Annotated in this window: 27 protein-coding genes and 1 pseudogene; 9 read left to right on the top strand and 19 right to left on the bottom strand. The window is 73.2% G+C overall.

Annotation, left to right across the window (positions count from 1 at the left end; genetic code table 11):
* Positions 1-68 precede the first annotated feature (68 nt).
* On the top strand, positions 69-1,880 hold the full coding sequence (locus HK417_RS17900) for a thiamine pyrophosphate-requiring protein (protein WP_222269018.1): 1,812 nt from the start codon (positions 69-71) through the stop codon (positions 1,878-1,880).
* A gap of 18 nt (positions 1,881-1,898) precedes the next feature.
* Here the strand turns inward: HK417_RS17900 and HK417_RS17895 are convergent, their stop codons facing one another.
* Both HK417_RS17895 and HK417_RS17890 read right to left on the bottom strand, forming a co-directional pair.
* Entirely contained in the window at positions 1,899-2,390 is a 492-nt protein-coding gene (locus HK417_RS17895; protein WP_222269015.1) for an SRPBCC family protein, read from the bottom strand.
* Positions 2,351-2,737, bottom strand: a complete 387-nt coding sequence (locus HK417_RS17890) for an ArsR/SmtB family transcription factor (RefSeq protein WP_222269012.1) — start codon at positions 2,735-2,737, stop codon at positions 2,351-2,353. Before HK417_RS17890 ends, HK417_RS17895 begins: the two co-directional genes overlap by 40 nt.
* A gap of 120 nt (positions 2,738-2,857) precedes the next feature.
* Here HK417_RS17890 and HK417_RS17885 point away from each other — a divergent pair, with 120 nt between their 5' ends.
* Positions 2,858-3,415 (top strand): hypothetical protein, encoded by a 558-nt coding sequence (locus HK417_RS17885; protein WP_222269009.1) that lies wholly within the window; start codon positions 2,858-2,860, stop codon positions 3,413-3,415.
* A 26-nt stretch (positions 3,416-3,441) separates the two neighbouring features.
* On the opposite strand, the gene HK417_RS17880 is transcribed toward HK417_RS17885, so the two are convergent.
* Complete coding sequence (locus HK417_RS17880) at positions 3,442-4,140, bottom strand: helix-turn-helix transcriptional regulator (RefSeq protein ID WP_222269006.1); 699 nt, start codon at positions 4,138-4,140, stop codon at positions 3,442-3,444.
* 85 nt (positions 4,141-4,225) lie between these two features.
* On the opposite strand from HK417_RS17880, the gene HK417_RS17875 reads away from it, so the two are divergent.
* The 4 genes from HK417_RS17875 to HK417_RS17860 all read left to right on the top strand — a co-directional run bounded on the left by HK417_RS17875 (position 4,226) and on the right by HK417_RS17860 (position 7,170).
* Complete coding sequence (locus HK417_RS17875) at positions 4,226-4,651, top strand: hypothetical protein (RefSeq protein WP_222269002.1); 426 nt, start codon at positions 4,226-4,228, stop codon at positions 4,649-4,651.
* A complete protein-coding gene (folE, locus tag HK417_RS17870) occupies positions 4,648-5,298 on the top strand; it encodes a GTP cyclohydrolase I (protein ID WP_308123679.1) in 651 nt (216 codons plus the stop codon). Before HK417_RS17875 ends, folE begins: the two co-directional genes overlap by 4 nt.
* Before the next feature lie 28 nt (positions 5,299-5,326).
* Complete coding sequence (locus tag HK417_RS17865; RefSeq protein ID WP_222268999.1) at positions 5,327-6,580, top strand: NAD(P)/FAD-dependent oxidoreductase; 1,254 nt, start codon at positions 5,327-5,329, stop codon at positions 6,578-6,580.
* 125 nt (positions 6,581-6,705) lie between these two features.
* Positions 6,706-7,170, top strand: coding sequence for an STAS domain-containing protein (locus tag HK417_RS17860; RefSeq protein ID WP_222268996.1), 465 nt, complete (start codon positions 6,706-6,708; stop codon positions 7,168-7,170).
* Between the two features lie 34 nt (positions 7,171-7,204).
* On the opposite strand, the gene HK417_RS17855 is transcribed toward HK417_RS17860, so the two are convergent.
* The 11 genes and pseudogenes from HK417_RS17855 to HK417_RS17805 form a co-directional block, all read right to left on the bottom strand.
* Positions 7,205-8,041, bottom strand: a complete 837-nt coding sequence (locus HK417_RS17855) for a bifunctional allantoicase/(S)-ureidoglycine aminohydrolase (protein ID WP_222268993.1) — start codon at positions 8,039-8,041, stop codon at positions 7,205-7,207.
* A 34-nt stretch (positions 8,042-8,075) separates the two neighbouring features.
* Positions 8,076-9,422, bottom strand: a complete 1,347-nt coding sequence (allB, locus tag HK417_RS17850) for an allantoinase AllB (RefSeq protein WP_308123678.1) — start codon at positions 9,420-9,422, stop codon at positions 8,076-8,078.
* A 289-nt stretch (positions 9,423-9,711) separates the two neighbouring features.
* Positions 9,712-10,194 (bottom strand): annotated as a pseudogene (locus tag HK417_RS26995) (glycerate kinase); the annotation flags it as partial.
* A 73-nt stretch (positions 10,195-10,267) separates the two neighbouring features.
* Positions 10,268-12,043 carry a glyoxylate carboligase gene (gene gcl, locus HK417_RS17840; protein ID WP_222268990.1) on the bottom strand — a complete coding sequence of 592 codons (1,776 nt, stop codon included), beginning with the start codon at positions 12,041-12,043 and terminating at the stop codon, positions 10,268-10,270.
* 31 nt (positions 12,044-12,074) lie between these two features.
* Entirely contained in the window at positions 12,075-12,959 is an 885-nt protein-coding gene (locus tag HK417_RS17835; RefSeq protein WP_222268987.1) for a 2-hydroxy-3-oxopropionate reductase, read from the bottom strand.
* A 135-nt stretch (positions 12,960-13,094) separates the two neighbouring features.
* On the bottom strand, positions 13,095-14,561 hold the full coding sequence (locus HK417_RS17830) for a nucleobase:cation symporter-2 family protein (RefSeq protein ID WP_222268984.1): 1,467 nt from the start codon (positions 14,559-14,561) through the stop codon (positions 13,095-13,097).
* Between the two features lie 11 nt (positions 14,562-14,572).
* On the bottom strand, positions 14,573-15,478 hold the full coding sequence (gene pucL, locus HK417_RS17825; RefSeq protein WP_222268981.1) for a factor-independent urate hydroxylase: 906 nt from the start codon (positions 15,476-15,478) through the stop codon (positions 14,573-14,575).
* A gap of 7 nt (positions 15,479-15,485) precedes the next feature.
* Positions 15,486-15,821 carry a hydroxyisourate hydrolase gene (gene uraH, locus HK417_RS17820; RefSeq protein WP_222268978.1) on the bottom strand — a complete coding sequence of 112 codons (336 nt, stop codon included), beginning with the start codon at positions 15,819-15,821 and terminating at the stop codon, positions 15,486-15,488.
* Complete coding sequence (gene uraD / locus HK417_RS17815) at positions 15,818-16,312, bottom strand: 2-oxo-4-hydroxy-4-carboxy-5-ureidoimidazoline decarboxylase (protein ID WP_222268975.1); 495 nt, start codon at positions 16,310-16,312, stop codon at positions 15,818-15,820. Before uraD ends, uraH begins: the two co-directional genes overlap by 4 nt.
* 137 nt (positions 16,313-16,449) lie before the next feature.
* On the bottom strand, positions 16,450-16,692 hold the full coding sequence (locus tag HK417_RS17810) for a thiamine-binding protein (protein WP_222268972.1): 243 nt from the start codon (positions 16,690-16,692) through the stop codon (positions 16,450-16,452).
* Positions 16,693-16,744: 52 nt separating this feature from the next.
* Positions 16,745-18,004, bottom strand: a complete 1,260-nt coding sequence (locus HK417_RS17805; RefSeq protein WP_222268969.1) for a DUF6986 family protein — start codon at positions 18,002-18,004, stop codon at positions 16,745-16,747.
* Between the two features lie 506 nt (positions 18,005-18,510).
* Here HK417_RS17805 and HK417_RS17800 point away from each other — a divergent pair.
* Positions 18,511-18,981 (top strand): hypothetical protein, encoded by a 471-nt coding sequence (locus HK417_RS17800; RefSeq protein WP_222268966.1) that lies wholly within the window; start codon positions 18,511-18,513, stop codon positions 18,979-18,981.
* A gap of 51 nt (positions 18,982-19,032) precedes the next feature.
* Here the strand turns inward: HK417_RS17800 and HK417_RS17795 are convergent, their stop codons facing one another.
* On the bottom strand, positions 19,033-20,496 hold the full coding sequence (locus HK417_RS17795) for a helix-turn-helix transcriptional regulator (RefSeq protein ID WP_222268962.1): 1,464 nt from the start codon (positions 20,494-20,496) through the stop codon (positions 19,033-19,035).
* 122 nt (positions 20,497-20,618) lie between these two features.
* Here HK417_RS17795 and aceA point away from each other — a divergent pair, with 122 nt between their 5' ends.
* The gene (gene aceA / locus HK417_RS17790; RefSeq protein ID WP_222268959.1) at positions 20,619-21,932 is read left to right on the top strand and encodes an isocitrate lyase; all 1,314 of its coding nucleotides are present in this window, start codon (positions 20,619-20,621) and stop codon (positions 21,930-21,932) included.
* Between the two features lie 39 nt (positions 21,933-21,971).
* Positions 21,972-23,615, top strand: coding sequence for a malate synthase A (aceB, locus tag HK417_RS17785; protein WP_222268956.1), 1,644 nt, complete (start codon positions 21,972-21,974; stop codon positions 23,613-23,615).
* Here the strand turns inward: aceB and HK417_RS17780 are convergent.
* From HK417_RS17780 to HK417_RS17765, 4 genes are all read right to left on the bottom strand, one after another.
* On the bottom strand, positions 23,541-23,957 hold the full coding sequence (locus tag HK417_RS17780; RefSeq protein ID WP_222268953.1) for a hypothetical protein: 417 nt from the start codon (positions 23,955-23,957) through the stop codon (positions 23,541-23,543). The two genes, aceB and HK417_RS17780, sit on opposite strands and share 75 nt — an antisense overlap.
* Before the next feature lie 92 nt (positions 23,958-24,049).
* Positions 24,050-24,802, bottom strand: a complete 753-nt coding sequence (locus HK417_RS17775) for an SDR family NAD(P)-dependent oxidoreductase (protein ID WP_222268950.1) — start codon at positions 24,800-24,802, stop codon at positions 24,050-24,052.
* Positions 24,803-24,842: 40 nt separating this feature from the next.
* Complete coding sequence (locus HK417_RS17770; protein ID WP_222268947.1) at positions 24,843-25,622, bottom strand: SDR family NAD(P)-dependent oxidoreductase; 780 nt, start codon at positions 25,620-25,622, stop codon at positions 24,843-24,845.
* A complete protein-coding gene (locus tag HK417_RS17765; protein WP_222268946.1) occupies positions 25,619-26,959 on the bottom strand; it encodes an MFS transporter in 1,341 nt (446 codons plus the stop codon). The genes HK417_RS17770 and HK417_RS17765 overlap by 4 nt, the downstream gene beginning before the upstream one ends.

Raw genomic sequence — 26,959 nt, 5'->3', positions numbered from 1 at the left:
GTCGCGACCGCTCCGGGTAGGGCGGGGACGGCGTCCGGGAGCGGCCCGGGCAGGCACAGGGAGTACGCGTGGGCGAGCCCGGCAGTGACCAGTCCGACCCGCAGCTCCTCGCCGACCTCGTGGTGCAGCGGCTCCGCGCCTGGGGCGTGCGGCGGCTGTTCGGCCACGCCGGCGACGGCATCAACCCGGTGCTGGGAGCGCTGCGGCGGGCCGGCGACGAGATCGAGTTCGTCCAGGCGCGGCACGAGGAGAACGCAGCCCTGATGGCCGTCGGGCACGCCAAGTACACCGGTTCGGTGGGCGTCGTCGTCGCCACCCAGGGCCCCGGGGCCGTCCACCTGCTCAACGGGCTCTTCGACGCCAAGCTCGACCACGTCCCGGTGGTCGCCCTCGTCGGCCAGCAGCAGACCACCGCGCTGGGGACCGGCTACCAGCAGGGCCTGGACCTGCAGGCGCTGTTCGGCAGCGCCACCGGTTACGTGCAGACCGTGCTCGCCCCCGAGCACGCCCCGCTCGTGCTCGACCAGGCCTTCCGCACCGCGCTGTCGACCCGGCAGCCGTGCGCGGTCGTCCTGCCGCACGACGTGCAGAAGGAGCCCGCCGGAGAGCCGCTCCCCCACGAGCACGGCGTCGTCCCGACCACGCCGGAATGGCGCCGACCGCGGGTGCGACCGCACGACGAGGACCTGCGGCAGGCCGCGGACGTGCTGGACGCCGGCGAGCGGGTCGCCCTGCTCGTCGGCCAGGGGGCGCGCGACGCCGGGGACCTGGTGCAGGAGGTCGCCGACCGGCTCGGCGCCGGGGTGGCCACCAGCCTGCTCGGCAAGCCCTACGTTGACGAGCGGCTGGACCGCAGCGTCGGGGTGATGGGCCACCTGGGCACCAGCGCGAGCGCGTTCCTGATGTCCGAGTGCGACACCCTGCTCGTGGTCGGCAGCAACGACCCGTGGACGGAGTTCTACCCGGCTCCCGGCCAGGCCCGGGCCGTCCAGGTCGACCTCGACCCGGCGGTGCTGGGCAACCGGTACCCGATCGAGGTCGGGCTCCCCGGCGACGCCGCGGAGACGCTGCGCGCACTGCTGCCGCTGCTGCGCGAGCGGACCGACGACGCCTGGCCGAAGCGGGTCGCGGAGCAGACGGCGCGCTGGCACGCGCTCGCCGCGGCGCGGGCACAGCTCCCGGCGGAGCCGCTGAACCCGGAGCTCGTCGTCCGGGAGCTGTCCGCCCGGTTGCCGGGCGACGCGCAGGTCAGCGTCGACGTCGGCTCCGTCGTCTACTGGTACGCCCGGCACCTCGTCCTGCCGCCCGGCGTGCCGGCGCACCTGTCCTCGACGCTGGCGAGCATGGGCTCGGCCCTGCCGTACGGCATCGCCGCGAAGCTCGCCGCCCCGGACCGGCCGGTGGTCGCGCTCGCCGGTGACGGTGCGATGCAGATGAACGGCATCGCGGAGCTGATCACCGTGGCCGCCCGCTGGCGGGACTGGGCCGACCCGCGCTTCGTCGTCCTGGTGCTGCACAACCGGGACCTCGCCGAGGTGAGCTGGGAGCAGCGGGAGACGGAGGGCGACCCGCGGTTCCGGGCGAGCCAGCAGCTGCCGGACTTCCCCTACGCCGGCTACGCCGACCTGGTCGGCCTGCGCGGGATCCGGGTGGACGACCCCGCGCGGGTCGGCGACGCCTGGGACGAGGCGCTGGCGGCCGACCGCCCCGTCGTGCTCGAGGCGATCGTCGACCCGGCGGTGCCGCTGCTGCCGCCACTGCCCGCCGGGGAGTCCGTGAGCGAGCAGATGGTGGCCGGGCTGCGGCAGGAGGGGCCGGCCGGGGAGCGCGCGCTGCGCCTGCTGGAGGAACAGCTCCGCCAGGAGCGCGACGCGCGCTGACCGGCCGGCCGCCGGCCCTCAGACCTTGGCGAGCAGCAGCGCGTCGATCTGGCCCATCGCCTCGGTCATCCCCTCGACCATGCCCATCTCCGTGAGCTGGTTCATCTGCTCCTCGGTGGCGAACCGGGACACCACGGTCATCCGGGTGCCGTCCGCGGCCTCGGCCAGCTCGACGCGCGCCCGGATCACCGGCATGTCCGGCGACGGTGTCCCGGAGTCGTCGGAGAACCCGTCCTCGAACTCCAGGGAGCGGGGCTCGTCGATCGCGAGGAAACGCCACCAGCCGTGCGCCTTCTCGCCGTCCGGGCCGGTCATGAAGTAGCGGGAGCTGCCGTCGACCGCGACGTCGTGCTGGGTGAACGTGGCTGGCCAGGTGGGCGGTCCCCACCAGCGCTCCAGCTGACGCGGGTCCGTCCACAGCTGCCACACCCGCTCCGGCGGAGCGGCGAACTCGGCGACGACGGTGAGGGTCAGCTGCTCGGTGTCGGGCGTGGTGCTGACGACGGGCATGGCGGATCTCCTCCGGAGGGCTCGTCGAGGACCTGCTCGAGGCGGTCGATGCGGCTCCGCCACAGCTCCTCGAGGTTCCCGAGCAGCCGTGCGGCTGCCCGGACGGTGCCGACGTCGCCGCGGACGATCTGCTCCCGTCCGCGGCGGTGCTTGCTCACCAGTTGCGCCCGCTCGAGCACCGCCACGTGCTTCTGGACCGCGGCGAAACTCATGTCGTAGTTGCGGGCGAGCACCGAGACCGATGCCTCCTGCTGGAGCACCCGCGTGACGATGTCGCGGCGGGTCGCGTCGGCCAGGGCGGCGAACACCCGGTCGATGTCGACCGGACCCAGCTGATGTACAACCACGGGGTTGTACGTTACTCATGACGACGACCGGCGCAAGGGCTCGTGTCGCGAGGCAGCGCCTCAATTCCTCCGCCACCTCGCGCAGAGGAACATCTCCAGGGTGGCGGAGGGGCGACTCTCATGAGCCAGGCGTGGGCAGCGGGCGCGAGCGCTGTGATCGTCACGGTGACCGCGGGACTCCTGGCCTACCTGAACAGCGCGCGTCTGAACCGGCAACAGGCTCGGCTCAACCGCCTCGCCGCACAGCTCGGTGAGCTCTACGGTCCGATGCTGGCCACCCTGGAGTCCAACCGCCGGGCGTACGAGACGTTCGTGGCCCACTACGCACCGGGGCGCTCCAGCTTCTTCGCAGAGGGCGTGCGGCACAGCGAGGCCGAACTGGCCGCCTGGCGATCATGGGTCGAGACCGTCTTCCAGCCCGGCAACCGCCGGATCCACGAACTGGTCGTCACCAAGGCCCACCTGCTCGTCGACGACCGGATGCCCGACCGCCTGCTCGACTTCTGCGCGCACACCGTGGGTTACGACGTCGTCCTGTCCCGATGGAAGGACGACGACTTCACGCGCCACACCTCCCTCATCCCGCACCCGAAGGGAATTGAGGACTACGTCCGACAGTCCTTCGTCAGCCTGAAGCAGGAGCAGGCGGAGCTGTTGCGGAAGCGGGCCCGGCGATGAGGTCCCCAGCGCCGTCGCTCCGCTGATCATCCCCCGGCGCGGGGCCCCACTCGCACGCAGCAGCGCCCGGGCGCGGGATCGAGGACGGCCTGCAGGTCGGGGCATCCGAGCTCCGCCACCAGGGCGCTCAGCATGTGCAGGTTCATGCCGCAGACCAGCGCGGTGTGGTCCCTGGCGAGCGCGTGGAACGGGCAGTTGGCCAGGACGACGGACCCGCCGTCGACCCGGGGCTCGTAGCCGCACCCGGCCAGGACGGCGACGAGCCGGTCCGGGCCGTCCGCGCCGTCGGGAACCGGCACGCTCGCCGCCAGCCGGTGTCCGGCGTCCGCGGCGGCCGCCTCCACCGCCGCCATCACCGGGATCTCCTCGGCGGCGGACCGCGTGACCGCGTCGGCCAGGACCCGTCCCGCCGCGTCGTAGCGCCGCTCCGGCACGCTGACGTCGAGCTCTCGCGCCGACCGCCGGTAGAGCTTCGCCGGCCGGCCGGCCCCGGGGCCGCGCCGTCCGGACAGGCGGCGGTACTCCGTGTCGAGCAGACCCTCCTCCACCAGGCGGTCGAGGTGGAACTTGGCCGTGTGCCGGGGCAGCGCGGTCCCCGCGGCCGCCTGGTCGCGGCTGACCGGCTCGTCCTGGGCGGCGACGAACCGGTACAGCGCCCGCCGGACCGGGTCGGCCAGCACGCTCACGCCGGCGATCCGCGCGGCCAGGTCCTCGTCCGTGTCCACCGCTGAATTCTAACGGAGAAGACTGTTGTCGTAAGAGCGTCGAGCTTCTATCGTTCCCCTCATCGTCCTTTAGAGGGGGGCAGGAATGACGCTGCACGACAGGATGTCCGTCTCCTCGGCACCGGACACCCGATCCCGGGCCGACCGACAGGTGCTCGTGCTCCTCCGCACCGGGTTCACGGTGCTGCCGATCGTCTTCGGCCTGGACAAGGCCACCGACCTGCTCACCGACTGGTCGCAGTACCTGGCCCCCCAGGTCGACGCGCTGATCCCGGGGTCGGCGCACCAGGCGATGCTCGCGGTGGGCGTGGTGGAGGTCCTCGCGGGCCTGCTGGTCGCCGTTCGCCCGCGGATCGGCGGACTGGTGGTGGCCGCCTGGCTGGCGGGCATCATCGGCAACCTGCTCCTCCTCGGTCAGCACTACGATGTCGCGCTGCGGGACGTGGGCCTCCTGCTGACAGCCCTCTCCCTCGCGCGGTTGGCCGCGGCACTGCCGAGGAGGGACCGGTGACCGCCAGCGCCGGAGTGGACGACGTCGCCGTGCTGTGCGGCGCGGTGCGTCAGCCGGTCCGGCACGAGACCGCGGGCCCGGACCTCCGTCGCGCCACCCGCGCCGCCGCCGAGTTCCTTGACGCGCTCGGGATCCGGCCGGACGGACCCGACCTGGCCGACACCCCGCGGCGGATGGCCTCGGCCTACGCGGAGATGGTCACCCCCCGCCCCTTCAACCTGACGACCTTCGACAACGACGAGGGCTACGACGAGCTGGTCCTGGCCGGCGCCATCCCGGTGCAGTCGCTGTGCGAGCACCACATGCTGCCGTTCACCGGCGTCGCGCACGTCGGCTACCTGCCCGGCGAGCGCATCGTCGGGCTGTCCAAGCTCGCGCGGGTCGTGGAGCTGTTCGCCCGGCGTCCCCAGGTGCAGGAACGGCTGACCGTCCAGGTCGCCGGGTGGCTGCAGACCCACCTCCGCCCCCGCGGTGTCGGCGTCGTCGTCGAGGCCGAGCACTCGTGCATGTTGCTGCGCGGCGTCCGCGCGGGCGGGACCAGCACCGTCACGTCCAGCCTGCTCGGGACGCTGCGTGAGGACGCGCGCTCCCGGGCCGAGTTCCTCGGCCTCGCGACCGCCCGCCCGGCCCCCGGCACGCCCTGGTAGACCCCGCACCGGCTCGGAAGGAGACGTCATGCCCACGTCGTCGCACACGGTCGCCGTCGTCGGAGCAAGCCTGGCGGGTGCCACGACCGCCGTGGCGCTGCGGGAGGAGGGCTTCGCCGAGCGGATCGTCCTCGTCGGCGCGGAACGCCACCTGCCCTACGAGCGGCCGCCGCTGTCCAAGGGCTACCTCCTCGGCTCGGCGGCCCGCGAGTCGGTCTTCGTCCAGCCGGAGACCTGGTACGCCGAGCACGACGTCGACCTGCGGCTGGGCGTGCGGGCCGAGTCGCTCGACCTGGCCACGCGGGAACTGGTCCTGGACACCGGCGAGCGGCTGCCGTTCGGGCAGCTCGTCCTGGCCACCGGGGCGTCCCCGCGCCGGCTGGACGTCCCCGGCGCCGACCAGGTGGACCTGCAGTACCTGCGCACCCTCGACGACAGCGACCGGCTGCGCGCCGCGCTGCGCCCCGGGGTGCGGGTGGTCATCGTCGGCGCGGGGTGGATCGGCCTGGAGGTCGCGGCCGCCGCCCGCACGGCGGGCGCCGACGTCGTCGTCCTGGAGCAGGCGGCCGTGCCGTTGGGCGTTCTGGGTCCCGAGGTCGCCGGCGTCTTCGCCGACCTGCACCGGGAGCACGGCGTCGACCTGCGCGTCGGCGTCGGCGTCGCCGCCGTCCGGCCGACCGGACCGGCCGGCGGCACCGCCGGGATCCTGGTCCTCTCCGACGGCAGCGAGGTCGCCGGCGACCTGATCGTGGTGGGCGTGGGCGTCATCCCGAACGTCGAGCTGGCCCGCGGCGCCGGGCTGGCCGTCGACAACGGCGTCGCCGTCGACGCGGCCCTGCGGACGTCCCGCGACGACGTCCTCGCCGTGGGGGACGTCGCCAACGCGACCCATCCCCTGCTCGGCCGCCGGATCCGCGTCGAGCACTGGGCCAACGCGCTGAACCAGCCGCGGACGGCGGCCCGGACGCTGCTCGGCCGGACGGACGCCTACGACCGGCTGCCGTACTTCTTCACCGACCAGTACGACCTGGGCATGGAGTACAGCGGCCACGCCGCCCCCGGCGACTACGACCAGGTGGTGGTGCGCGGGGACCTGGCGGAGCGGGCCTTCATCGCGTTCTGGCTGTCCGGGGGCCGGGTCGTCGCGGCGATGAACGTCAACGTGTGGGACGTGACCGAGCCGCTGCAGCGGCTGATCCGCAGCGGCCGGTCCGTGGACCCCGCCCGGCTGACCGACGCCGACGTTCCCCTGGACGACCTGGTCGGCACGACCCCGGGGTGACGCCTTGCCGGTCGTCGGCAAGGTCGGCCGCCGCCAGTTGACCGGCGGCTGCGCTGTCCCGGCAGGTGCCGGGCGGGCGACGGTCGGGGCACGGCCTTCGGCCGTCCGAGGTCCCGAGGAGTCCCATGGCGCGTGCCCTTCCCCCCGTCCCGCAGCGGGAGCAGCTGCTGTCGGTGACCGTCCTGCCCGGGAGTTCCCGCGACCAGGTGGTCGTCGAGGTCGTCGGTGAGGTCGACGCCTTCACCGCGCCACTGCTGGAGGCGTGCCTGCAGTCCCAGACCGACCGGCGCGGGCTCACCGAGCTGGTCGTCGACCTGGAGCAGGTGACCTTCCTGGGTGCGGCCGGGATCGCCTCGCTGGCCTCGGCGCACCGCCGTTGCCGGAGCAGAGCCGCCCGGCTGGTGCTCCACTGCGGTCGCCGCAGGGTGCTCCGTCCGCTGCAGCTGACCGGTCTCAGCGAGCTGGTGACCCTCGCTCAGCGCCTGCCGACGCGGTCCCCGCGGGAGGCGACGCGACCGCGGCGCCGCCCGCGGCGAACCGCCCCCCGGCGCCCCCGGCGGGGGTGCCAGGAGGCGGACGCGCCGCGCTGACCGGGCGCGCCGGCTCCACCGGCGACGGGCGGACTCAGACGAACTGCCGGCTCAGCTGCACGTGCCGGTTGACGTCCTTGTACAGCAGGTAGCGGAACCGCCCGGGGCCGCCGGCGTAGCAGGCCTGCGGGCAGAAGGCGCGCAGCCACATGAAGTCCCCGGCCTCGACCTCGACCCAGTCCTGGTTGAGCAGGTAGACGGCCTTGCCCTCCAGCACGTACAGCCCGTGCTCCATCACGTGCGTCTCGGGGAAGGGGATCACTCCCCCGGGCTCGAAGGTGACGATGTTGACGTGCATGTCGTGCCGGACGTCGGTCTGGTCCACGAACCGGGTCGTCGTCCACGTGCCCGCGGTGTCGGGCATCGGGATCGGCTCGATGTCGCGTTCGTTGGTCACGAACGCCTCGGGGACGTCGACGCCCTCGACGCGCTGGTAGGCCTTGCGGATCCAGTGGAAGCGGGCGGGCTCGGCCTGCTCGTTGCGCAGCGTCCACGCGGCGCCGGGCGGGAGGAACGCGTAGCCGCCGGGCTGGAGCTGGTGCTGCGTCTCGCCGATCGTCAGTCGCAGGGCGCCCTCCACCACGAAGAGCACGGCCTCGGCGCCGGGGTCCACCTCCGGCCGGTCGCTGCCGCCACCCTCGGACACCTCGACGATGTACTGGGAGAACGTCTCCGCGAAGCCGGACAGCGGCCGGGCGATCACCCACAGCCGGGTGCGCTCCCAGAACGGCAGGTTGCTGGTGACGATGTCGGTCATCGTCCCCTTGGGCAGCACCGCGTAGGCCTCGGTGAACATGGCCCGGTTGGTGGTCAGCTCGGTCTGCCCCGGCAGCCCGCCTCGGGGCGCGTAGTAGGGGCTCGTCGTCGTCACGCTGGGGTTCCTCTCGATGGTGGTGGGATGCGGGTCAGGCTGCGCCGCGGACCAGGAAGCGGCCCCGGGGGTCGCCGTCCTCGACGCGGGAACCGCGCAGCCAGGTGCTGCGGACGACGCCCTGCAGCCTGCGGTCCGCATACGGGGTCACCGGGTTCTTGTGGTGCAGCGCGGCGACGTCCACCACGAACGTGTCGTCGGGGGCGAACACGCAGAGGTCGGCGTCGGCGCCGGTCGCGATCCGGCCCTTGCGCGGGAGGCCGACCAGCTGCGCCGGGGCCGTGGACATCCAGCGCACCACGTCGGACAGGTCGTGCCCGCGCTGCCGGGCCTCGGTCCAGACCGCCGGCAGACCGAGCTGCAGCGAGGAGATGCCGCCCCAGGCGGCGCCGAAGTCCCCGGTGTCCAGGCACTTCAGGTCGGCGGTGGACGGCGAGTGGTCGGAGACGACGGTGTCGATCGTGCCCTCGGCCAGCCCCTGCCACAGCAGGTCCTGGTTGGCCGCCTCGCGGATCGGCGGGCAGCACTTGTACTGGGTGGCGCCGTCGGGGATGTCCTCGGCGCGGAAGCTCAGGTAGTGCGGGCAGGTCTCCGCCGTGACCGCCAGTCCGTCCCGGCGGGCCGAGGCGATCATCGGCAGCACGGCGGCGCTGGACACGTGCAGCACGTGCACCCGGCACCCGGTGCCGCGGGCCAGCTCGACCAGCCGCGCGACGGCGCGGTCCTCGGCCTCGCGGGGGCGGGAGGACAGGAAGTCCCGGTAGCTGGTGCCGTGCGGCGTCGGCGACGTCTCGATGGTGTGCGCGTCCTCGGCGTGCACGATCAGCAGCCCGTCGAAGGCAGCGATCTCCCGCATGGCGGCCGCCAGCTGGTCGTCGTCCAGCGGCGGGAACTCCGGCACGCCGGAGTCCAGCAGGAAGCTCTTGAACCCGAACACCCCGGCGTCGTGCAGCGGGCGCAGGTCGGCGACGTTGCCGGGCACCGCGCCGCCCCAGAACCCGACGTCGACAGCGCACTGCCCCTGGGCGGTCTTCCGCTTGACCTCCAGCGCCGCGACGTCGACGGTCGGCGGGATGCTGTTCAGCGGCATGTCGACCAGCGTGGTCACCCCGCCGGCCGCCGCGGCCCGGGTGGCGCTGGCGAACCCCTCCCACTCGGTGCGGCCGGGGTCGTTGACGTGCACGTGCGTGTCGACCAGGCCGGGCAGCAGCACCTCGTCCTCGCCCAGCTCGACCACCCGGGCAGCGGCCAGGTCGGCGTCCAGCGGCTCGACGGCGACGATCGAGCCGTCGCGCACCCCGACCGAGCCGCTCCGTTCCCCCGACGCACCGATCATCCGGCGGGCGCGGATCAGCAGGTCCAACTCGGTGGAGGCGGGCACGGTCGTCCTCTTCTATCGATGCGGGGCGGTCAGGAGGGCAGGTGCTCGAGGGCCAGCTGTTCGCCGAGCCGTTCCAGCAGCGGGCCGGTCCGGTGATGCACCGTTGCAGATCGGGTTCCAGATCGGTGAGGGGGTAGGCCGCGCTGATCACGGCGGACCGGAGCTGCGCGGCGGTCAGCCCGCTCTGGCCGGAGACGGCGACGACGGGGACGCCGGCTGCCCGCCCGGCGGCCGCGACGCCGGCCGGCGCCTCGAGCGGGTTGTCTACGTCGCAGGCGACGGTGACCCCGACGCCGGCCAGTCGCCGGCGCAGCGGGTCGAAGTCCACCGCGGCCAGCTCCGCCAGCGCGGCGCCGCCGGGGCCGAGCCCCGCGCCGGTGCGGTCCCGCAGCCGCGCCCCCAGCGCCTGCACCAGGCCGGCGCCCCCGTCGGTGCTCGCGCTGCCGCCGATGCCCAGCACGATCCGCCGGCAGCCGGCGTCCAGCGCGGCACCGATCACCTCACCGGTGCCGCGGCTGGTCGCCGTCGTCGGTTCCGGCCGCCCGTCGGGCAGCCGCGCCAGGCCGGAGACGTCGGCCATCTCCACGACCGCCAGGTCGCCCCGCCGGGCGCAGGCGGTCGCCACCGGCCGGCCCGTCGGGCCGGTCGCGGTCACCGGCACCGCGGTGCAGCCGGCGGCGAGGGTGCCGTCCCCGCCGTCGGCGACGGGGAGGACGGCGACCTGCACGTCGGCGCGCGCCCGCCGGATCCCTGTGGCGACCGCCTCCCCCACCTGGGCAGCGGTGAGGGATCCCTGGAACTCGTCCGGGGCGATGAGCTCGGTCGTCACGGCGGCGGCTGCCCGGTCAGTCCAGCAGGGCGATCGCCGTGGGGGCGTGCTCGGCCCGCTCGGCGAGCTCCTCGAACTCGACCACGCCGTCGATCTCGGTGCCCATCGAGACGTTGGTGACCCGCTCCAGGATCACCTCGACGACCACCGGCACCTGGTGCTGGGCCATCAGCTTCTTGGCCTGCTCCAGCGCGGGCAGGATCTGGTCGGGCTCGGACACCCGCACCGCCTTGCACCCCAGCCCCTCGACGACCTTGACGTGGTCGACCCCGTACGCGCCGATCTCCGGGCTGTTGAGGTTCTCGAAGGACAGCTGCACGCAGTAGTCCATGTCGAAGCCCCGCTGGCTCTGCCGGATGAGCCCGAGGTAGGCGTTGTTGACCAGGACGTGCACGTAGGGGATGCGGAACTGCGCGCCGACCGCCAGCTCCTCGATCATGAACTGGAAGTCGTAGTCGCCGGACAGCGCCACCACGGTCGCCTCCGGCCGCGCCGTCGCGACCCCGAGGGTGGCCGGCACCGTCCAGCCCAGCGGCCCGGCCTGGCCCGCGTTGATCCAGTGCCGCGGGCGGTAGACGTGCAGCAGCTGCGCGGCCTGGATCTGGGAGAGCCCGATCGTGCTCACGAAGACCGTCTCGGGCCCGAACGCCCGGTTCATCTCCTGGTAGACCCGCTGCGGCTTGATCGGGACGGCGTCGAAGTCGGTCCGGCGCTGCAGCGTGCGCTTGCGCTGCCGGCAGGACTCCGCCCACTCCAAGCGGTCCGGCAGCTCCCCGGCCGCGGCCAGCTCCCGGGCCACCTCGACGAAGGTCTCGAGGGCGGCCCGGGCGTCGGAGACGATGCCGAAGTCGGGCGCGAAGACCCGGCCGATCTGGGTGGGCTCGATGTCGACGTGCACGAACGTGCGCCCGCGGGTGTAGGTGTCCAGCCCGCCGGTGTGCCGGTTGGCCCACCGGTTGCCGATGCCGAGCACGAAGTCGGACTCCAGCATCGTGGCGTTGCCGTAGCGGTGCGAGGTCTGCAGGCCGACCATCCCCGCGGTCAGCGGGTGGTCGTCGGGGATGGTGCCCCAGCCCATCAGCGTCGGGACCACCGGGACGCCGGTGAGCTCGGCGAACTCGACCAGCAGGTCCGCGGCGTCGGCGTTGACGATCCCGCCGCCGGCCACCAGCAGCGGCCGCTCGGCCGCGCACAGCATCCGCAGCGCCTTCTCCGCCTGGGCGCGGGTGGCGCGCGGCGTCGCCACCGGCAGCGGCGCGTAGGTCTCCGGGTCGAACTCGATCTCGGCCAGCTGGACGTCGATCGGCAGGTCGAGCAGCACCGGTCCCGGCCGGCCCGACCGCATGAGCTGGAAGGCCTTCTGGAACGCGCCGGGGACCTGCGCCGGCTCCAGGACGGTGGTGGCCCACTTGGTGACCGGCCCGGCGATCGCGCTGATGTCGACGGCCTGGAAGTCCTCCTTGTGCAGCCGGGCCACCGGCGCCTGCCCGGTGATGCACAGCATGGGGATCGAGTCCGCCGACGCGGAGTACAGCCCGGTGATCATGTCGGTGCCGGCCGGGCCGGAGGTCCCGATGCAGACCCCGATGTTGCCGGGGGCGGCGCGGGTGTACCCCTCGGCCATGTGCGAGGCGCCCTCGACGTGCCGGGCGAGCACGTGGGTGAGCTCCCCCTGGTCGCGCATCGCGGCGTAGAACGGGTTGATCGCCGCGCCGGGGAGGCCGAACAGGTGCGTGATGCCCTCCCGCCGGAGGATCTCGACGGCGGCTCGGGCGGCTGTCATGCGGGGCATGGCGTGCTCCTCTCGGATGGGTCGGTCGGGGTCAGCGCGGCGTCTGGCCGGAGAGTCGTTCCACCCCGCGGAGCAGCGCGGAGTGGTCCAGGCCGCCGTCCCCGTTGGCGCGGGCCGAGGCCATGAGCTGGGCGACGACGGCACCCACCGGCACGACCACGCCGGCCTCGCGGGCGGCGGAGGTCACGATGCCGAGGTCCTTGTGGTGCAGGTCGATCCGGAAGCCGGGGTCGAACGAGCGGGTGAGCATGTTCTGCTTCTTCTGGTCCAGCACCCTGGAGCCGGCCAGCCCGCCGCCGAGCACCTCCAGCGCCGCGGTGGTGTCCACCCCGTAGGCCTCCAGGAAGACCACGGCCTCGGCCAGGACCTGGATGTTCGCGGCCACGATGAGTTGGTTGGCCGCCTTGACCGTCTGCCCGGACCCGGCCGGGCCGACGTGCACGACGGTCTTCCCGACCACGTCGAGGACCGGCTTGGCGGCGGCGAAGTCCTCGGGCGTGCCCCCGACCATGATCGACAGGGCCGCGTTGACCGCGCCCGCCTCACCGCCGGAGACCGGGGCGTCGACCAGCCGGAAGCCGCGCTCGGTGGCCTCCCGGTTGAGCTCGGCGGTGACGTCGGGGCGGATGCTGGAGAAGTCGATGATCAGGGTGCCGGGCTTGGCGGCGCTGAAGACGCCGTCGTCCCTGGTGAGCACCGCCTGCACGTCCGGGGAGTCGGGCACCATGACGGCGACGACGTCGGCGCCGGCGACCGCCTCCGCGGTGGAGGCGGCGGCCCGGCCCCCGGCCTGCTCCAGCGGCCCGGTGCGGTTCGGGGTGATGTTGTAGCCGACGACGTCGTAGCCGGCCTTGGCCAGGTGGACCGACATCGGGCTGCCCATGATGCCGAGCCCGATGAACGCGATGGTGGTCATGTCGCTGCCCTTCTCAGGAGGTGCGCGGGGATGGGGTGCGGTGCCGCCGACGCGGGGCGGCGGCCGGGCCGGGGCGGTGCGGGGCTCCCGCTGCCCGCCGGGGTCACGACCGGCGGGCAGCGGGTGCCACCGCCCTCAGTGCTCGCTGTGCGACCGGGTCACGGGTGACTGCGAGGTGCCGGGGGCGTCCGGCGTCCCGGGGGCGTCCGGCGTGCCGGGGGCGACGCCGCGCTCGTCGGGGGCGGCGGCGGCGACCGAGGCGCCTGGCCGGGTCCCCGCCCGGAAGTGGTTGAACACGAGGTTCAGCACGACCGCCACGATGGCCGCGGCGCTGATCCCGGAGTGCATGATCGTGGCGAACCAGGTCGGGAAGGCGTCCCAGAAGGCCGGGGCGGCGATCGGGATGATGCCGACGCCGATGGCCGTCGCGACGATCACCAGGTTCAGGCCGTCGCCGTACTCGACCCGGGACAGCGTCCGGATGCCGCTGGCGGCCACCGTGCCGAACAGGACGATGCCGGCGCCGCCGAGGACCGACAGCGGGATGGCGGCGACCACCCGGCCGACGACCGGCAGCAGGCCCAGCAGGACCAGGATGAGGCCGCCGGTGGCGACGACGTAGCGGCTCTTGATCCTCGTCAGTGCCACCAGGCCGACGTTCTGGGCGAACGCACTGGCCGGGAAGGTGCCGAAGAACGGCGCGACGGTGGTCGAGAGCATGTCCGCGCGGAGCCCGTCGGCGACCCGGCGGGAGTCCACCGGGGTCTCCACGATCTCGCCGATGGCCAGGATGTCCGCCGTCGTCTCGGTCATGATCACGACGATCACGACGGTCATCGAGATGATCGCGCCGATCTCGAACGTGGGGCTGCCGAAGTGCATGAACGGCGGCAGCGCGACGAACGACCCCTCCCCGACACCGGAGAAGTCCGCCTTGCCGACCACGGCGGCGACCACCGTCCCGATCACGATCCCGATCAGGATCGACAGCCGGGAGATCGCGCCCTGGAAGAACCGGCTGATCACCAGGATGATCAGCAGCGTCAGCCCGGCGAAGCCGATGTTGCCCATCGAGCCGAAGTCGGCCGCGCCCGCCCCGCCCTGGGCCCACGTGAAGGCCACCGGCATCAGGGAGAGCCCGATCACCGTGATGATCGTGCCGGTGACCACCGGCGGGAAGAACCGGACCAGCTTGGCGAAGAACGACGACAGCACCAGGCCGATCAGGCCGGCGACGATGATCGACCCGAAGACCGGGCGCAGGCCGCCCTCGCTGGCGATCGCGACCATCGTGGAGACGCTGGCGAAGGAGATGCCCTGCACGATCGGCAGCCGGGCGCCGAGCGGGCCGATGCCGATCGTCTGCAGGACGGTGGCCAGGCCGCTGATGAACAGCCCGGCGGTCACCAGCAGCGCAAGGTCCGTGCCGGAGAGCCCGGCGGCGCCGCCGACGATGAGCGGCGGCGCGATGACCCCGCCGTACATGGTCAGGATGTGCTGGGTCCCGTAGACCAGCAGCTGCCCGACGGGCAGCTTCTCGTCCTCGGGGCGACCGGTGGTCCGGCGGCTCGTCCGGTTCGCCGCCCTCGTGCGCAACGACATCTCGGCCACCGTCAGCAGAAGCCCGGCACGCCGTGCCAGGCCGAGCCCGGGTCGGACGCGTCGTCACGCACGACGGTGGCCTCGATCAGCCCGTAGGGCCGGTCCGCGGCGTGGAAGACCTCGCCGGGGTTCTCCACCCCGAACGGGGAGAGGTCGACCAGGAAGTGGTGCTTGTTGGGCGCGGAGAACTTGATCTCGGCGACCTCGGGGTGCTGCTCGAGGACGGCCTGACCCATGCCGTAGAGGGTCTGCTGCAGCGCGTAGCTGTGGATCTCGGCGAACCGCTGCAGCAGCAGGGCCTTGATGGCCTCGAACGACTTGTCCCAGTCGACGTCGGTGTGGTCGTACCGCCAGCGGGCGACCAGGGACGTCGCGAGGATGCGGTCGGTCGTCTCCTGCAGGGTCGTGTACTTGTCCTTCAGGAAGCCGTGGAACTCCGAGCCGGTGGACTTGAGCAGGGTCAGGTCGGTGAGACCCGAGACGACGTGCGCCCGCCGGTCGGCGCCGCGGCCGTCGACGTTGACGACGGTGGTCCGCACTCCCCCACCGGAGCGGACGAAGGAGTGGTCGTGGCCGGCGCCGTCGACCGGGATGCGCTGCCAGGCGTACTCCTCGATCTCGATCCGGGCGCCGTCGGCGGCCGGCGACGCGGCGAGGAAGTGGTCACCGAGGGTCAGCCCGAACTCCTCGATCGAGCGGACGCCCTTCTCCTTGGCGAAGGCGAAGACCGTGTTCTTCTGCGTGTCGGTGGGCAGGACGTCCTTCTGGTCGCCGGTGACGTGCGCGTCGCCGAACCGGCCCCGCAACGCCGAGGAGACGTTGAGGTCCCGGATCTCGTGGCGCGGGGTGTCCCGGTAGACGCGGACCAGGCGGTTCTCCGCCTTGCCGTACTGGTTGGGGCCCAGGCTGATGGACATGGACGGTTCAGCTCCCTCGGTAGGTGGAGTAGGCGAACGGGCTCAGCAGCACCGCGACGTGGAGGTGCTGTTCGGGGTCGGCCACCAGGAACGCGAGGCTGACCTCGGGGAAGAAGCAGGGCTGGCCGGTGCGGGTGAAGTAGCCGGCGGTGTTGAAGACGAGCCGATAGGTGCCGGGGCAGACGCGGTTGGGTCCCAGCGAGCGGACCCGCCCGTCGTCGTCGGTGGTGCCGGCGGCGAGGACGGCGGGCTCGCCGCCGATGACCTGCTCGAGCCGGACGAGCAGGCCGGCGGCCGGCTCCCCCCGCATGGTGTCCAGCACGTGGGTGCTGATCAGGCTCATGACCCGACCACCCGGCGCAGGCGGAGCAGGGCGATCTTGCGGAGCTCCTCGGCGACGACGCCGGCCTCGGTCGCCTCGTCGTTGCCGAGCCGGCTGCGGAGCGAGGCGAGGACCTCCTCGCCGGAGCGACCGGTGGCGCAGATGAGGAAGACCCGGTCGAAGCGGTCCTCGTAGGCGCGGTTGCCCTCGGCCAGCGCCCGCTGGACGGCGGCGTCCTGCTCGACCGCGGACTGCTCCTCCCTCGACCAGGCCGCCTCGGCACCGTTCCCGACCGCCCGCTCCCCGATCCGGGGGTGCGCGGCCAGCGCGCGGTCCACGTCGGCCCGGGTGAACTGCCGGGCCGCCGCATCGGCGGTGGCCAGCAGCGCGGCGACGTCGGCATACGGCCGGTTGTCCCGGACCGCGGTGGCCCAGGACGGGACGTCGCAGCAGGCCAGGAGCGTCGGAGTGACCGCCTCCGCCGGGGCGGAGTTGAAGTCGGGCAAGTCCACGAGGACCCCCTCTCGTGTGACGGAAGTAACTTTCCGCGCAGTGAGAAGGTTGCCAGGTGACCGACGTCACGTCAACAGTTTGTTGAAGTTCTGGGGGGTGACGGCTCCTGCGCCGGGCGAGGGGACGTCGCGACGGGTCAGCCGTCGACGCGCTCCACCTGCAGGGAGACCCGCGTCGCGCCGTGCGCCAGGGCCGTGGCGAGGACCCGGCCGAGCACCGGGAGCAGCTCGTCGTCCTCACCGGCGATCGACGTGCCCAGCGGACCGAAGACGCAGGTCAGTCCGGCCGTCTCGACGATGCGCAGCGTCTCGGTGGCGTGCGGCGGCGGGGTCCCCTCGCCGACGAAGGGCTCGGTCGTGAACTCCGCTGCCAGCCGCATGGCGGGCACGCTACGCGGGCCCGCCCGCCCGTGGCAGGCGACGAGGAGCGGGTCAGGCCGGCCGCGCGCGTCGGGCCAGCTCGGCCAGCGCCGGGAGGCCGATGCCGACCCCGTCGACCAGCTCGCCCTCGTCCAACGCGCCGCAGTCCAGGCCGCGCAGCAGGAACCCGGCGAGGGCGATGGCGGTCGCCGGCTCGTCGAGGACCCCGGAGTCGCCGCCGCCGGTGTAGGCGCGGAGCCGGGCGGCCGCGGACGCGAAGCCCTCGCGGTAGAAGGCGTAGGTCGCCAGGAAGCGGGTCGGCAGCTGGCCCGGGTGCATGTCCCAGCCCTGGTAGAAGCCCCGCTCGAGGGAGCGCCGGACCAGCCGGGCGTGCAGCCGCCAGGCCGCGTGCACCGCGTCCCGCCCACCGACGGGCAGCACGTTGGTGGACCCGTCGCTGAGCGCGACGCCGGTGCCCGCGGCTGCCACCTGCATCACCGCCTTCGCGTGGTCGGCGGCCGGGTGCTCCATGCTCTGGTACGCCGCGGCGATGCCGCAGGAAGCCGAGTAGTCGTAGGTGCCGTAGTGCAGGCCCGTGCACCGGATCCCGGCCGCCTGCACCATGCGGGCGACCAGCGCCGTGCCGTCCGGACCCAGGATCGCCTGCGGCGTCTCCACCTGGATCTCGAAGTGGAGCCGTCCGGCCGGCAGCTGCCGCGCCTGCTCGATGCGGGCGCAGGCCACCACCATCGCCTCGACCTGGTCCACCGAGGTCACCTTGGGCAGGGTGACCACGAACCCGTCGGTGAGCGCGTCGTGCGCGGCGAGCTCCCCCACGAACAGGTCGAGCGTGCGCAGCCCCCGGCGCCGGGTCGGCGCCTCGAAGCTCTTGAAGCGGAGGCCGTGGAAGGGGGGTGCGGTACCCGCCCGGACCGCGTCGGCGAGGGCGCGCGCGGCGTCCCGGACGGCGGCGTCCTCCTGCTCGTCGGGCCGACGCCCGTACCCGTCCTCGAAGTCGATGCGCAGGTCCTCGATCGGCTCGCGCGCCAGCTTGGCGGCCACCCGCGGGAGCAGTTCCTCGACCAGCGGTGCGGCCAGGCCGGTCGCCGTCGCCAGGTCGGCGGCCGAGCCGGCGTGCTCGTCCAGCACGGACTGCGCCGCGCGGCCCCAGCTCGACACGGTCTCCGGGCCGTACTGGTCGGCGGGGACGTACACCGTGTGGATCGGCTGCCGGCCGCCCCGGTCGCCCGGGTACCGGGCCAGCAGGGCCGCGTCCGCGGCGGCGAGCCGCTGGTCGAGCTCGCCGGCGAGGTCCTCGAGGTGCTGGCTCATCCGTCCCCATCTCCACGTGTCCGTCAGCGTCCGGGAGCCGCCACCGGCGCGCGGCACCGGCACGTGCCGATGCCTTGGTCACCGCCGCGCGCTCGGGCCCGCCGGTGTGCTCCCACGGTGCGGGTGCGATCGAGGGGGTCGCCGGTGGAAGGACTCCACGGACGACCACCACGGACGACGTCCGGTCCGTCCGGACCCGGTCACTCGCGCTGATCCCGCGCCGCGGACGCTAGTGACTGCAGGGCGAGACAACAAGGACGAGCACGGATCGAGCCGCTGAGCTGCGGCATCGCTACTGGGGGACGGCGTCGACCCATGAGCCGACGCGCACCGATCGTGATGACCCGCCGGTCTCGGTTCCGGCCCGGGAGCCCGTGGTGCACGAGGCCCTGGCCGTTCCCGGCCCGCGATCCGACAGTCCCCGAGCGGTGGTCAGGGCGTTGCCAGCGGGACTGCGCTCGCCGCAGCGGACCGGGCGCCCACCCGGAGGACCCGAGGAGAGCACGATGAGCCACCGCCACACCTCTGCGACCGACCGCGGCCCTGACTCCGCGGCGGCGCGGCGCCGGAGGGTCCTGGGCCTGGTCACGGCCACCGCAGCCGCCACCGCCGGACTCGCGGCCGTCGCTCCCCCCGCGAACGCGGACGTGCTCACGCCCAACGGCATCCAGGTCCACACCCGCGCGGACTGCATCGCGATCACCAACACCATCGAGCTGACGGCCTCGCCCGACCCGGAACGCGCCAGCGCCCGGGTGTTCCTCCGGGACGTCGCCACCGGACAGGACTTCGCCGTGAGCGAGTTCCGCGGCGGCGTCCAGTACCCCGCCTTGGGATGGACCACCTACACGTTCGAGTTCCCCGAGTTCGGGCTCGGGGACGTCGACGCCCAGGTCTACGTCGAGTACTGGTGGCAGACCGATGCCGGCGGGTTCCTCTACGTCGGCGAGTGGCTCCCCGATCCGTGCTACGTGTGACCCCGGTCTCGGGGCTCACGGGTGCGGCCCTCGCGGCGGCGGACCGGGCGGTCAGGGTCGGCCGCCCCCGGAGTGCCGTTCGAGGAAGCGGTACGCGTCGGTGGTGTCGACGCCCGGCGGGGACGCCGAGGTCATGCTGGGCGCGGTGGGCAGCGTCGCGAACAGCGAGGCGTTCAGCCGCGGGCTCGGCAGCGCCCGGCCGGCCCAGCGCTGCGCGAGTGCGGGCGGTGGCGTACGACAGCAGTTCTCGTCGGGGCACGTCGAGGTGAACCGCTGGTCGGCGTCCATGCCGCGGAACCACTTGGCGTGCGGGAACGACGTGCCCACCGACAGGGAGAACGCGCCGCGGCCGGTGGTCTGGATGCTGGAGGTGCACCAGTAGGTGCCGCCCGGCTTGTCGGTGAGCTGGTGGTACGGGCTGAACCGGTCCTCCACCGCGAACACCCGCCGGGCCGCCCAGAAGCGACAGACCAGCTGGCCCTCGACCGTGCCCAGCGGATCACTGGGGAACCGCACGTCGTCGTTCTCGTAGGCCTTCGCGATGGTGCCGGACTCGTGGACCTTCAGGAAGTGCACCGGGATGCCCAGGTGCTCGGTGGCCAGGTTGGTGAACCGGTGGGCCGCGGTCTCGTAGGTGACGGCGTAGGCGTCGCGCAGGTCCTCCACCGACAGCTCCCGCCTCTCCTTGGCGGACTTCAGCAGCGGCACCGCGGTCGCCTGCGGGACGAGCAGGGCGCCGGCGAGGTAGTTGCTCTCCACGCGCTGGCGGAGGAAGGACTCGTAGTCTTCCGGCGGCCGGTGCTCGAGGACGGCGCCCGCCAGCGCCTGGAGCAGGGTCGACCGGGGGTCGCGACCGGCCTCTGACTGGCGCGGCAGGTAGATGCGCCGCCCTTCCAGGTCGGTCAGGCTCCGCGTGGAAGCCGGCAGGTCGCCGACGTGGTGGATGGTGAACCCCAGGTGGCCGGCCAGGTCGGCCACGACCCGCTGGGACAGCGGGCCGCCGGTGTAGTCGACCGCGGCCAGCAGGGTGGCGGCGGTCGTCTCCAGCTCGGCCAGGTGGTTGCCGCGCCGACGCATCTCCGCGCGCAGCGACGTGTTCGCCCGGCGCGCCTGCTCGGGTGTCGCCGCACGCTGCTCGTGCACCTTCTCCAGCTCGCTGAGCAGGGCGAGGACCGTCTCGATGGCCTGATCGGGCAGCGTCTTGCGCACCGCCAGCGGAGCCAGTCCGAGCGAGGTGAACAGCGGGCTGCGCTGCGCCCGCTCCAACGCGATCTCCAGCTGGGCGCGGCGCGACCGCGGTGCCTGCGACAGCAGGTCGGCGACGTCGACGCCGAGCGCCCCGGCCACCGCGTGGAGCTCCCCGAGCCGGAGTTCGCGCTTGCCGTTCTCCACCATCGAGAGGTGGGAGGGCGCCCGCCCGAGGCGGCCGGCGAGGTCGCTCAGCGTCAGGCCGACCGCGCTCCGCAGCTCCCGGACCCGCCGTCCGACCACCAGGGGGTCGTAGCTCTCGATCATCCGCGGATCTTCCCGACACGGGAAGAACCGGTCAAGTTCTCCTGATCGACCCCTACTCGGCGCACCGCTCCCCCCGCAGGCTCATCGCAGCAAGGCAGTCCCCCGACCCGCAAGGAGCCCTGATGAGCCCCCACCCCGCCCGCGCCGGCGACGCCCTCGAGACCGCCACCGACCTGGCGTTCTCCTGGCAGACCGACCCCCGCTGGGCCGGCATCCGCCGCGACCACACCGCAGAGGACGTCGTCGCGCTGCGGGGGCCGGTGGTGGAGGAGCACACGCTGGCCCGCCGGGGGGCAGAGAGGCTGTTCGAGCTGATCCAGGCCAGCGACGGCCAGGAGTGGGTGTCCGCGCTCGGCGCGCTGACCGGCAACCAGGCCGTGCAGCAGGTCCGGGCCGGGCTGAAGGCGATCTACCTGTCCGGCTGGCAGGTCGCCGCGGACGCGAACACGGCCGGGCAGACCTACCCCGACCAGAGCCTCTACCCGGTGGACTCCGTGCCGTCGGTCGTCCGCCGGATCAACAACGCGCTGCTGCGGGCCGGCCAGGTCGAGGCCGCGGAGGGCGGCTCCGGCGCGGCGCGCGACTGGATGGTGCCGATCGTCGCGGACGCCGAGGCCGGCTTCGGCGGCCCGCTCAACGCCTACGAGCTCATGCGCTCGATGATCACGGCCGGTGCGGCGGGCGTGCACTGGGAGGACCAGCTGGCCTCGGAGAAGAAGTGCGGCCACATGGGCGGGAAGGTCCTGGTGCCCACCGGCCAGCACATCCGGACGCTGAACGCCGCCCGGCTGGCCGCTGACGTCGCCGGCGTCCCGTCACTGGTCATCGCCCGGACCGACGCCCTCGCCGCGACGCTGCTGACCAGCGACCACGACGAGCGCGACCGGCCCTTCCTCACCGGCGAGCGGACGGCGGAGGGCTTCTACACCGTGCGCAACGGTCTGGACCCGGTCATCGCCCGCGGCCTGGCGTACGCCCCCTACGCCGACCTGATCTGGGTCGAATCGGCCACTCCCGACCTGGAGCTCGCCCAGCGCTTCGCGGAGGCGCTGCACGCCGAGTTCCCGGACCAGAAGCTGGCCTACAACTGCTCGCCCTCGTTCAACTGGAAGAGCCACCTGGACGACGACCAGATCGCCCGCTTCCAGCGCGAGCTGGCCGCGATGGGCTACGCGTTCCAGTTCATCACCCTGGCCGGCTTCCACTCGCTCAACCACTCGATGTTCACCCTGGCCCGCGGCTACGCCGACCGGCAGATGAGCGCCTACGTGGAGCTGCAGGAGGCCGAGTTCGCCTCCGAGGCCGACGGCTACACCGCCACGCGCCACCAGCGCGAGGTCGGCACCGGCTACTTCGACCGCATCGCCACCGCGCTCAACCCGACCAGCTCCACCCTCGCCCTGGTCGGGTCCACGGAGTCCGAGCAGTTCCACTGACCCGTCGACCACCCATCCCGACCTCCTGAGGAGAACGCCATGACCACGCTCGACGCCCCTCCCACCCCCACCGCCGCCCCGCCGGAGCACCGGCCCCAGCGCGGCCGGATCGACGTCCTCGGCCCTCGGCTGCCCCGCGGCGAGGAGGTCCTCACCCCGGAGGCACTCGACCTCCTCGCCCATCTGCACGACCGCTTCGGTCCCCGGCGGGCCGAGCTGCTCGCCGACCGGGCCCGCCGCCGGACCTCGGTCACCAACGGCCGCGACCTGCGGTTCCGCCCGGAGACCGCCGCGATCCGGACCGATCCGAGCTGGCGCGTCGCCGGTACCGGGCCCGGGCTGGCGGACCGGCGGGTGGAGATCACCAGCCCGGCCGACCGCCGGTCGGCGACCGCCGCGCTCGGCTCGGGCGCGCAGACCTGGGTGGCCGACCTGGAGGACGGCACCAGCCCCACCTGGGGCAACGTCATCGACGGGCAGGTCGTGCTCGCCGACGCCGTCCGGGGGTGGCTGGGTGCCCCGGAAGGGGCCACCCCACCCACGATCATCCTGCGCCCCCGGGGCTGGCACCTGGTCGAGAAGCACCTCTGCGCCTCCGACGCCGGCGGCCGCCGGACGCCGGCGTCGGCGTCGCTGGTCGACTTCGGCCTGTACATGGCCGCCAACGCCCGCGAGCTGGTCACCCGGGGTTCGGGCCCGTACTTCTACCTGCCCAAGCTGGAGACCGCCGCGGAGGCCCGGCTGTGGGACGACGTCTTCACCGAGACCGAGCGCGTGCTCGGGCTGGCCTCCGGCACCATCCGCGCGACCGTGCTGATCGAGACCATCTCGGCGGCGTTCGAGATGGAGGAGATCCTCTTCGAGCTGCGGGAGCACTGCGCCGGGCTCAACGCCGGCCGGTGGGACTACCTGGCCAGCATCATCAAGGAGTTCCGCGGCCGCGGGCCGTCCTGGGTGCTGCCGGACCGGTCGGCCCTGACGGTGACGACGCCGTTCATGCGGGCGTACACCGAGCTGCTGGTGGCCACCTGTCACCGCCGCGGCGCGCACGCCATCGGCGGCATGAGCACGGCCATCCCGGACGACCGGGACCCGGAGGGCACCGAGCGGGCGCTCGCCGGCGTCGCCGCAGACAAGCGGCGCGAGGCCGGCCAGGGCTTCGACGGCACCTGGGTGGCCCACCCCGGGCTGGTCGCCACCGCGCGGGACGCATTCGACGGCGAGCTCGCCGGGGCGACCGACCAGCTCGGGCGGCTGCGGGAGGACGTCACGGTCACCGCCACCGACCTGCTCGACGTCCGCGGGTCGACCGGCCCGGTCACCGACGAGGGGGTGCGGGCCAACGTCTCGGTCGCCGTCCGGTACATGGAGGCGTGGCTGCGCGGGATCGGCGCCGTCCCGATCGACGGGCAGGTCGAGGACGCCTCGACCGCGGAGGTCAGCCGGGCCCAACTGGGGCAGTGGCTGGCGCACGGCACGACGACCACCGAGGGCACCCGGGTGACCCCCGGCTACGTCGAGCAGCTGCTGGACGAGGTGGTCGCGGCCCAGCCCCGCACGGCGGACGACCGGTTCGACGAGGCCGCGCGGCTGGTCCGGGCGGTCACGTCAGGGGAGGACAACCCGACGTTCTTCACCGTCCCCGGCTACGTCGGGCACCTGGTGGAGGCAGCGCACTCCTGACCGTCCCGGGGGCGGGTGAGGCCCCTGACCCAGCGGTTGCCGCTGGTCAGGGGCCTCGTGCCGGGCCCGGACGAGGATGGCTGCCACGAGACCGTCAGCCGTCGGGCGCGGGGCGTCGGGACCACCAGCCGCTCCGAGCAGCTGCTCGAGCGGTGCACCGGCGGGCAGTGTGCGGTCGTCCACGAGCCCCCGGGTGACCATGGCACCAGCCAGCGCCTCGACGTCGTCGAACAACTCCCGCCTCCCGGTCCGGGAGACCAGCACCCAACGGTCCCCGAACGCGGACAGCCCGGCGCGGGTCCCGACGGCGCGCTGGAGCGCCTGCAGGACGGCGAACTTCATCCCGTGCAGGTTGAGATGGGCCGTGGTCCGCGAGACGGCGCGGCCGCCGGGACATCCTGCGCACATGTGGCGCTCGCTCCCTCGGGCCGGGCCTACGGCATCACGTCGCCGCTGTTGGGACCCAGCGTCTGCCCGGTGTACAAGTCCCCACCGGGTGAGGAGGCCAGCAGCAGCGCGGTGGGCGCGACCTCGTGTGCCTGGCCGAAGCGGCCGATGGGCAGCTCGGCCTGCTTGGCGGCCTTCCACTCCGCCGACAGTCCCTCGATCAGGGGCGTGACGATGGGGCCCGGGGCGATGGCGTTGACCAGGATCTTGTACTGGGCCAGCTCCAGGGCCATGGCCTTGGTCATGCCGATGACCCCTGCCTTCGCCGCCACGTAGTGCGTCAGGCCGGTTCCGCCCTTGATGCCCAGCTGCGAGGCGATGTTGATGATGCGTCCGCCGCCCCGCTCGACCATGTGGGGCGCGGCCCAGCGGATCCCCAGGAACACGGCCTTGAGGTCCACGGCGAGGACCCGATCGAACGTCGCCTCCGTCATCTCGAGCAGCGGCGTCTCGTCGAGGACACCCGCGGAGTTGACGAGGACGTCGATCCCGTCGAGTTCCGCCACGACCCGGTCCATCGCCGCCCGGACGGCCTCGCCGTCGGTGGCGTCCACGGTCAGTGCCGTGGCGCGGCCGCCGGAGCTCCGGCATTCCTCGGCGACGGCCCTGGCGTTCTCCTCGTTGCGGTCCAGCACGGCCACGTCGGCGCCCTCCCGGGCGTAGAGCACGGCAATGGCCGCGCCGATCCCGCTGCCGCCGCCGATGACGACGGCGACCCGGCCGGTGAGCTGCTTCTCCATGTCGTCCCGTCCTCGGGTCGAAGCTGAACTCGGGAACGTGTCAGCTGGGCCAGCGGACGGTCAGGCCGCCGTCGACGATGAGCTGCTGTCCCGTGACGTAGGCCGAATCGTCGCTGGTGAGGAACCGGATGGTGCGCGCGGCCTCGTCGACGTTGCCGACGCGGCCCCACGGGATGATGGAACCGGCGGCGTCGAGGCCCTCCCGGCCCAGGGAGTTGACCGCGTCCAGGGACTGCGGGCTCTCGATCAGCCCCGGGATGACGGTGTTCACCCGGATCTTGCGGGGTGCGAGCTCCACGGCCAGGGATCGGCACAGGCCGAGCAGGCCCGCCTTCGCCGCCGCGTAGTGGGAGTGCTCCTCCCACCCGTAGACGCCGCCGGCGATCGAGGAGGTCGCGACCATCGCCCCACCCCCGGTCATCCGCGTGCTGCAGGAGCGGAAGACGCGCAGGACCCCGGAGAGGTCGACGGCCATCATGTCGTCCCACGCCTGGTCGGTCATCTCCGCCAGAGGCGCCCGGCGCAGGATGCCGGCCGCGGCCACCGAGATGTCGAGCCGGTCGAACTCGTCGAGCGCGGTCTGGGCGAGCCGCTCGGTGTCCTCGAAGCTGCGCACGTCCATGGGCACGGCCGAGCACCGCCCGCCCGCGGCCTCCACGGCGGAGACGGTGGCCGACGCGTCGTGGGGGTCCGATGGCAGGTAGCCGACCACGCTGTGGGCACCGGCCCGGGCGTACGCCACCGCGAGGGCCCGGCCGATCCCGCTGCCGCCGCCCGAGATGACGGCGACCTTGCCCTCGAGTCCGTCGTCACGGTTCATGCGAACACCGTCGACTTCTGGTGGGCGTCGTGGATGGTGCGCGTCCCGGCCATGCACAGCGCCGAGAGGATCAGGCCGCCGGTGCCGGTGATGATCGCCGCGAGGCCGGTGTCCACCCCCGCGGTGAGCAGGATGGTGAACAGGCCGGAACCGGCGACGCCGCCGAGCGGCGCCATGACGTGCGCCACGTTCGCGCCCATGCCGCGCACCTGGGGCGGGAAGGACTCGCCCATGTAGAACAGCAGCGCCGCGTAGGGACCCGTGAGGAAGAACAGGGTCAGCGCGTAGAGCGGGATGATGAACGCCGCGTTGCCCGGGCCGAGCAGCATCGCCAGGCTGACGAGGCCCCCGGCGATCCAGCCGAGGACCACCGTCCACTTGCGGCCGATCCTGTCGCCCAGCCACCCGTGGCTGACGTAGCCCACGAAGCCCACCGCGTTGGAGAGCACCAGGATGATGAGGGCGTTCTCGAAGGACACGTCCTTGGCCTCGACCAGGATCGTGGTGCCGAGGACGGAGAAGATCTGGATCGCGAACCAGTTGAAGAACCACGCCAGGGACAGGCAGGTGGTGTGCCAGCGCAGCTCCGGGGTGAAGACGTCCTTCAACCCGGTGGCGTGGTGGGCCGCCTCCTCCAGGTCGTGCTCGTCGGCCAGGGCTTGGGCGCCGGCGGTGTCACCGGCGGCACGCCGCCGCCTGACCTCCTGCATGGCGGCGAAGGTCGGGGACTCGGGCAGCCGGGACGCGAGGACCACGACGATGATCGACAGCACCGCGGCGACGACGAAGGACCAGCGCCAGCCGATGAGTGGCAGCGTCAGCGCGGACAGGCCCGCCGAGACGAGCGCGCCGACCGGCCAACCGCCCTGCACGAGGGAGTACATCAGGCCCTTGCTCTTGGCCTCCTTGTACATCTCGTTGAGGTAGACGGCGTTGACGACCTCCTCCGACATGGAGAACCCGGAGAAGGAGCGGATGATGACCAGGCTGACGGCACCGATCGCGGCACCGGTGAGCCCGGACGCCACCGCTCCGCCGAGCATCAGGACCATGAGGGCCTTCTTCCGGCCCATCCGGTCGATGATCGTGCCCACGCTGAGGGCGACGATGAACACGCCGATCGTGGCGTAGGTGTTGATCGCGGCGGACTCGGCGACCGACCAGCCGAAGTCCTCGGCGATCACGGGCAGGAGGGTGCCGAAGAGGGTGAAGTCGTAGACGGACGCCACCCAGGCGATGAAGCAGACGACGGACACCTGCCGGATCGTCTTGGCGGTGATCTTGACGTTCCAGGGCTCGACGCCGGTGTGGGTCGAGCCCGAGCGCGGACTGGGCAT

It is taken from the genome of Modestobacter marinus (assembly GCF_019799945.1).
GTDB classification, from domain to species: Bacteria; Actinomycetota; Actinomycetes; order Mycobacteriales; family Geodermatophilaceae; genus Modestobacter; species Modestobacter marinus_B.
This window is presented reverse-complemented; position numbering and strand designations above follow the sequence as displayed.

Excerpts from the sequence above, each read along its gene's own strand:
- HK417_RS17895 (WP_222269015.1), bottom strand. The coding sequence starts at position 2,390 with ATGCCCGTCGTCAGCACCACGCCCGACACCGAGCAGCTGACCCTCACC.
- HK417_RS17885 (WP_222269009.1), top strand. The coding sequence starts at position 2,858 with ATGAGCCAGGCGTGGGCAGCGGGCGCGAGCGCTGTGATCGTCACGGTG.
- HK417_RS17875 (WP_222269002.1), top strand. The coding sequence starts at position 4,226 with ATGACGCTGCACGACAGGATGTCCGTCTCCTCGGCACCGGACACCCGA.
- HK417_RS17865 (WP_222268999.1), top strand. The coding sequence starts at position 5,327 with ATGCCCACGTCGTCGCACACGGTCGCCGTCGTCGGAGCAAGCCTGGCG.
- HK417_RS17860 (WP_222268996.1), top strand. The coding sequence starts at position 6,706 with ATGGCGCGTGCCCTTCCCCCCGTCCCGCAGCGGGAGCAGCTGCTGTCG.
- gcl (WP_222268990.1), bottom strand. The coding sequence starts at position 12,043 with ATGCCCCGCATGACAGCCGCCCGAGCCGCCGTCGAGATCCTCCGGCGG.
- HK417_RS17835 (WP_222268987.1), bottom strand. The coding sequence starts at position 12,959 with ATGACCACCATCGCGTTCATCGGGCTCGGCATCATGGGCAGCCCGATG.
- HK417_RS17830 (WP_222268984.1), bottom strand. The coding sequence starts at position 14,561 with ATGTCGTTGCGCACGAGGGCGGCGAACCGGACGAGCCGCCGGACCACC.
- pucL (WP_222268981.1), bottom strand. The coding sequence starts at position 15,478 with ATGTCCATCAGCCTGGGCCCCAACCAGTACGGCAAGGCGGAGAACCGC.
- uraH (WP_222268978.1), bottom strand. The coding sequence starts at position 15,821 with ATGAGCCTGATCAGCACCCACGTGCTGGACACCATGCGGGGGGAGCCG.
- HK417_RS17810 (WP_222268972.1), bottom strand. The coding sequence starts at position 16,692 with ATGCGGCTGGCAGCGGAGTTCACGACCGAGCCCTTCGTCGGCGAGGGG.
- HK417_RS17805 (WP_222268969.1), bottom strand. The coding sequence starts at position 18,004 with ATGAGCCAGCACCTCGAGGACCTCGCCGGCGAGCTCGACCAGCGGCTC.
- HK417_RS17800 (WP_222268966.1), top strand. The coding sequence starts at position 18,511 with ATGAGCCACCGCCACACCTCTGCGACCGACCGCGGCCCTGACTCCGCG.
- HK417_RS17795 (WP_222268962.1), bottom strand. The coding sequence starts at position 20,496 with ATGATCGAGAGCTACGACCCCCTGGTGGTCGGACGGCGGGTCCGGGAG.
- aceA (WP_222268959.1), top strand. The coding sequence starts at position 20,619 with ATGAGCCCCCACCCCGCCCGCGCCGGCGACGCCCTCGAGACCGCCACC.
- aceB (WP_222268956.1), top strand. The coding sequence starts at position 21,972 with ATGACCACGCTCGACGCCCCTCCCACCCCCACCGCCGCCCCGCCGGAG.
- HK417_RS17780 (WP_222268953.1), bottom strand. The coding sequence starts at position 23,957 with ATGAAGTTCGCCGTCCTGCAGGCGCTCCAGCGCGCCGTCGGGACCCGC.
- HK417_RS17775 (WP_222268950.1), bottom strand. The coding sequence starts at position 24,802 with ATGGAGAAGCAGCTCACCGGCCGGGTCGCCGTCGTCATCGGCGGCGGC.
- HK417_RS17770 (WP_222268947.1), bottom strand. The coding sequence starts at position 25,622 with ATGAACCGTGACGACGGACTCGAGGGCAAGGTCGCCGTCATCTCGGGC.
- HK417_RS17765 (WP_222268946.1), bottom strand. The coding sequence starts at position 26,959 with ATGCCCAGTCCGCGCTCGGGCTCGACCCACACCGGCGTCGAGCCCTGG.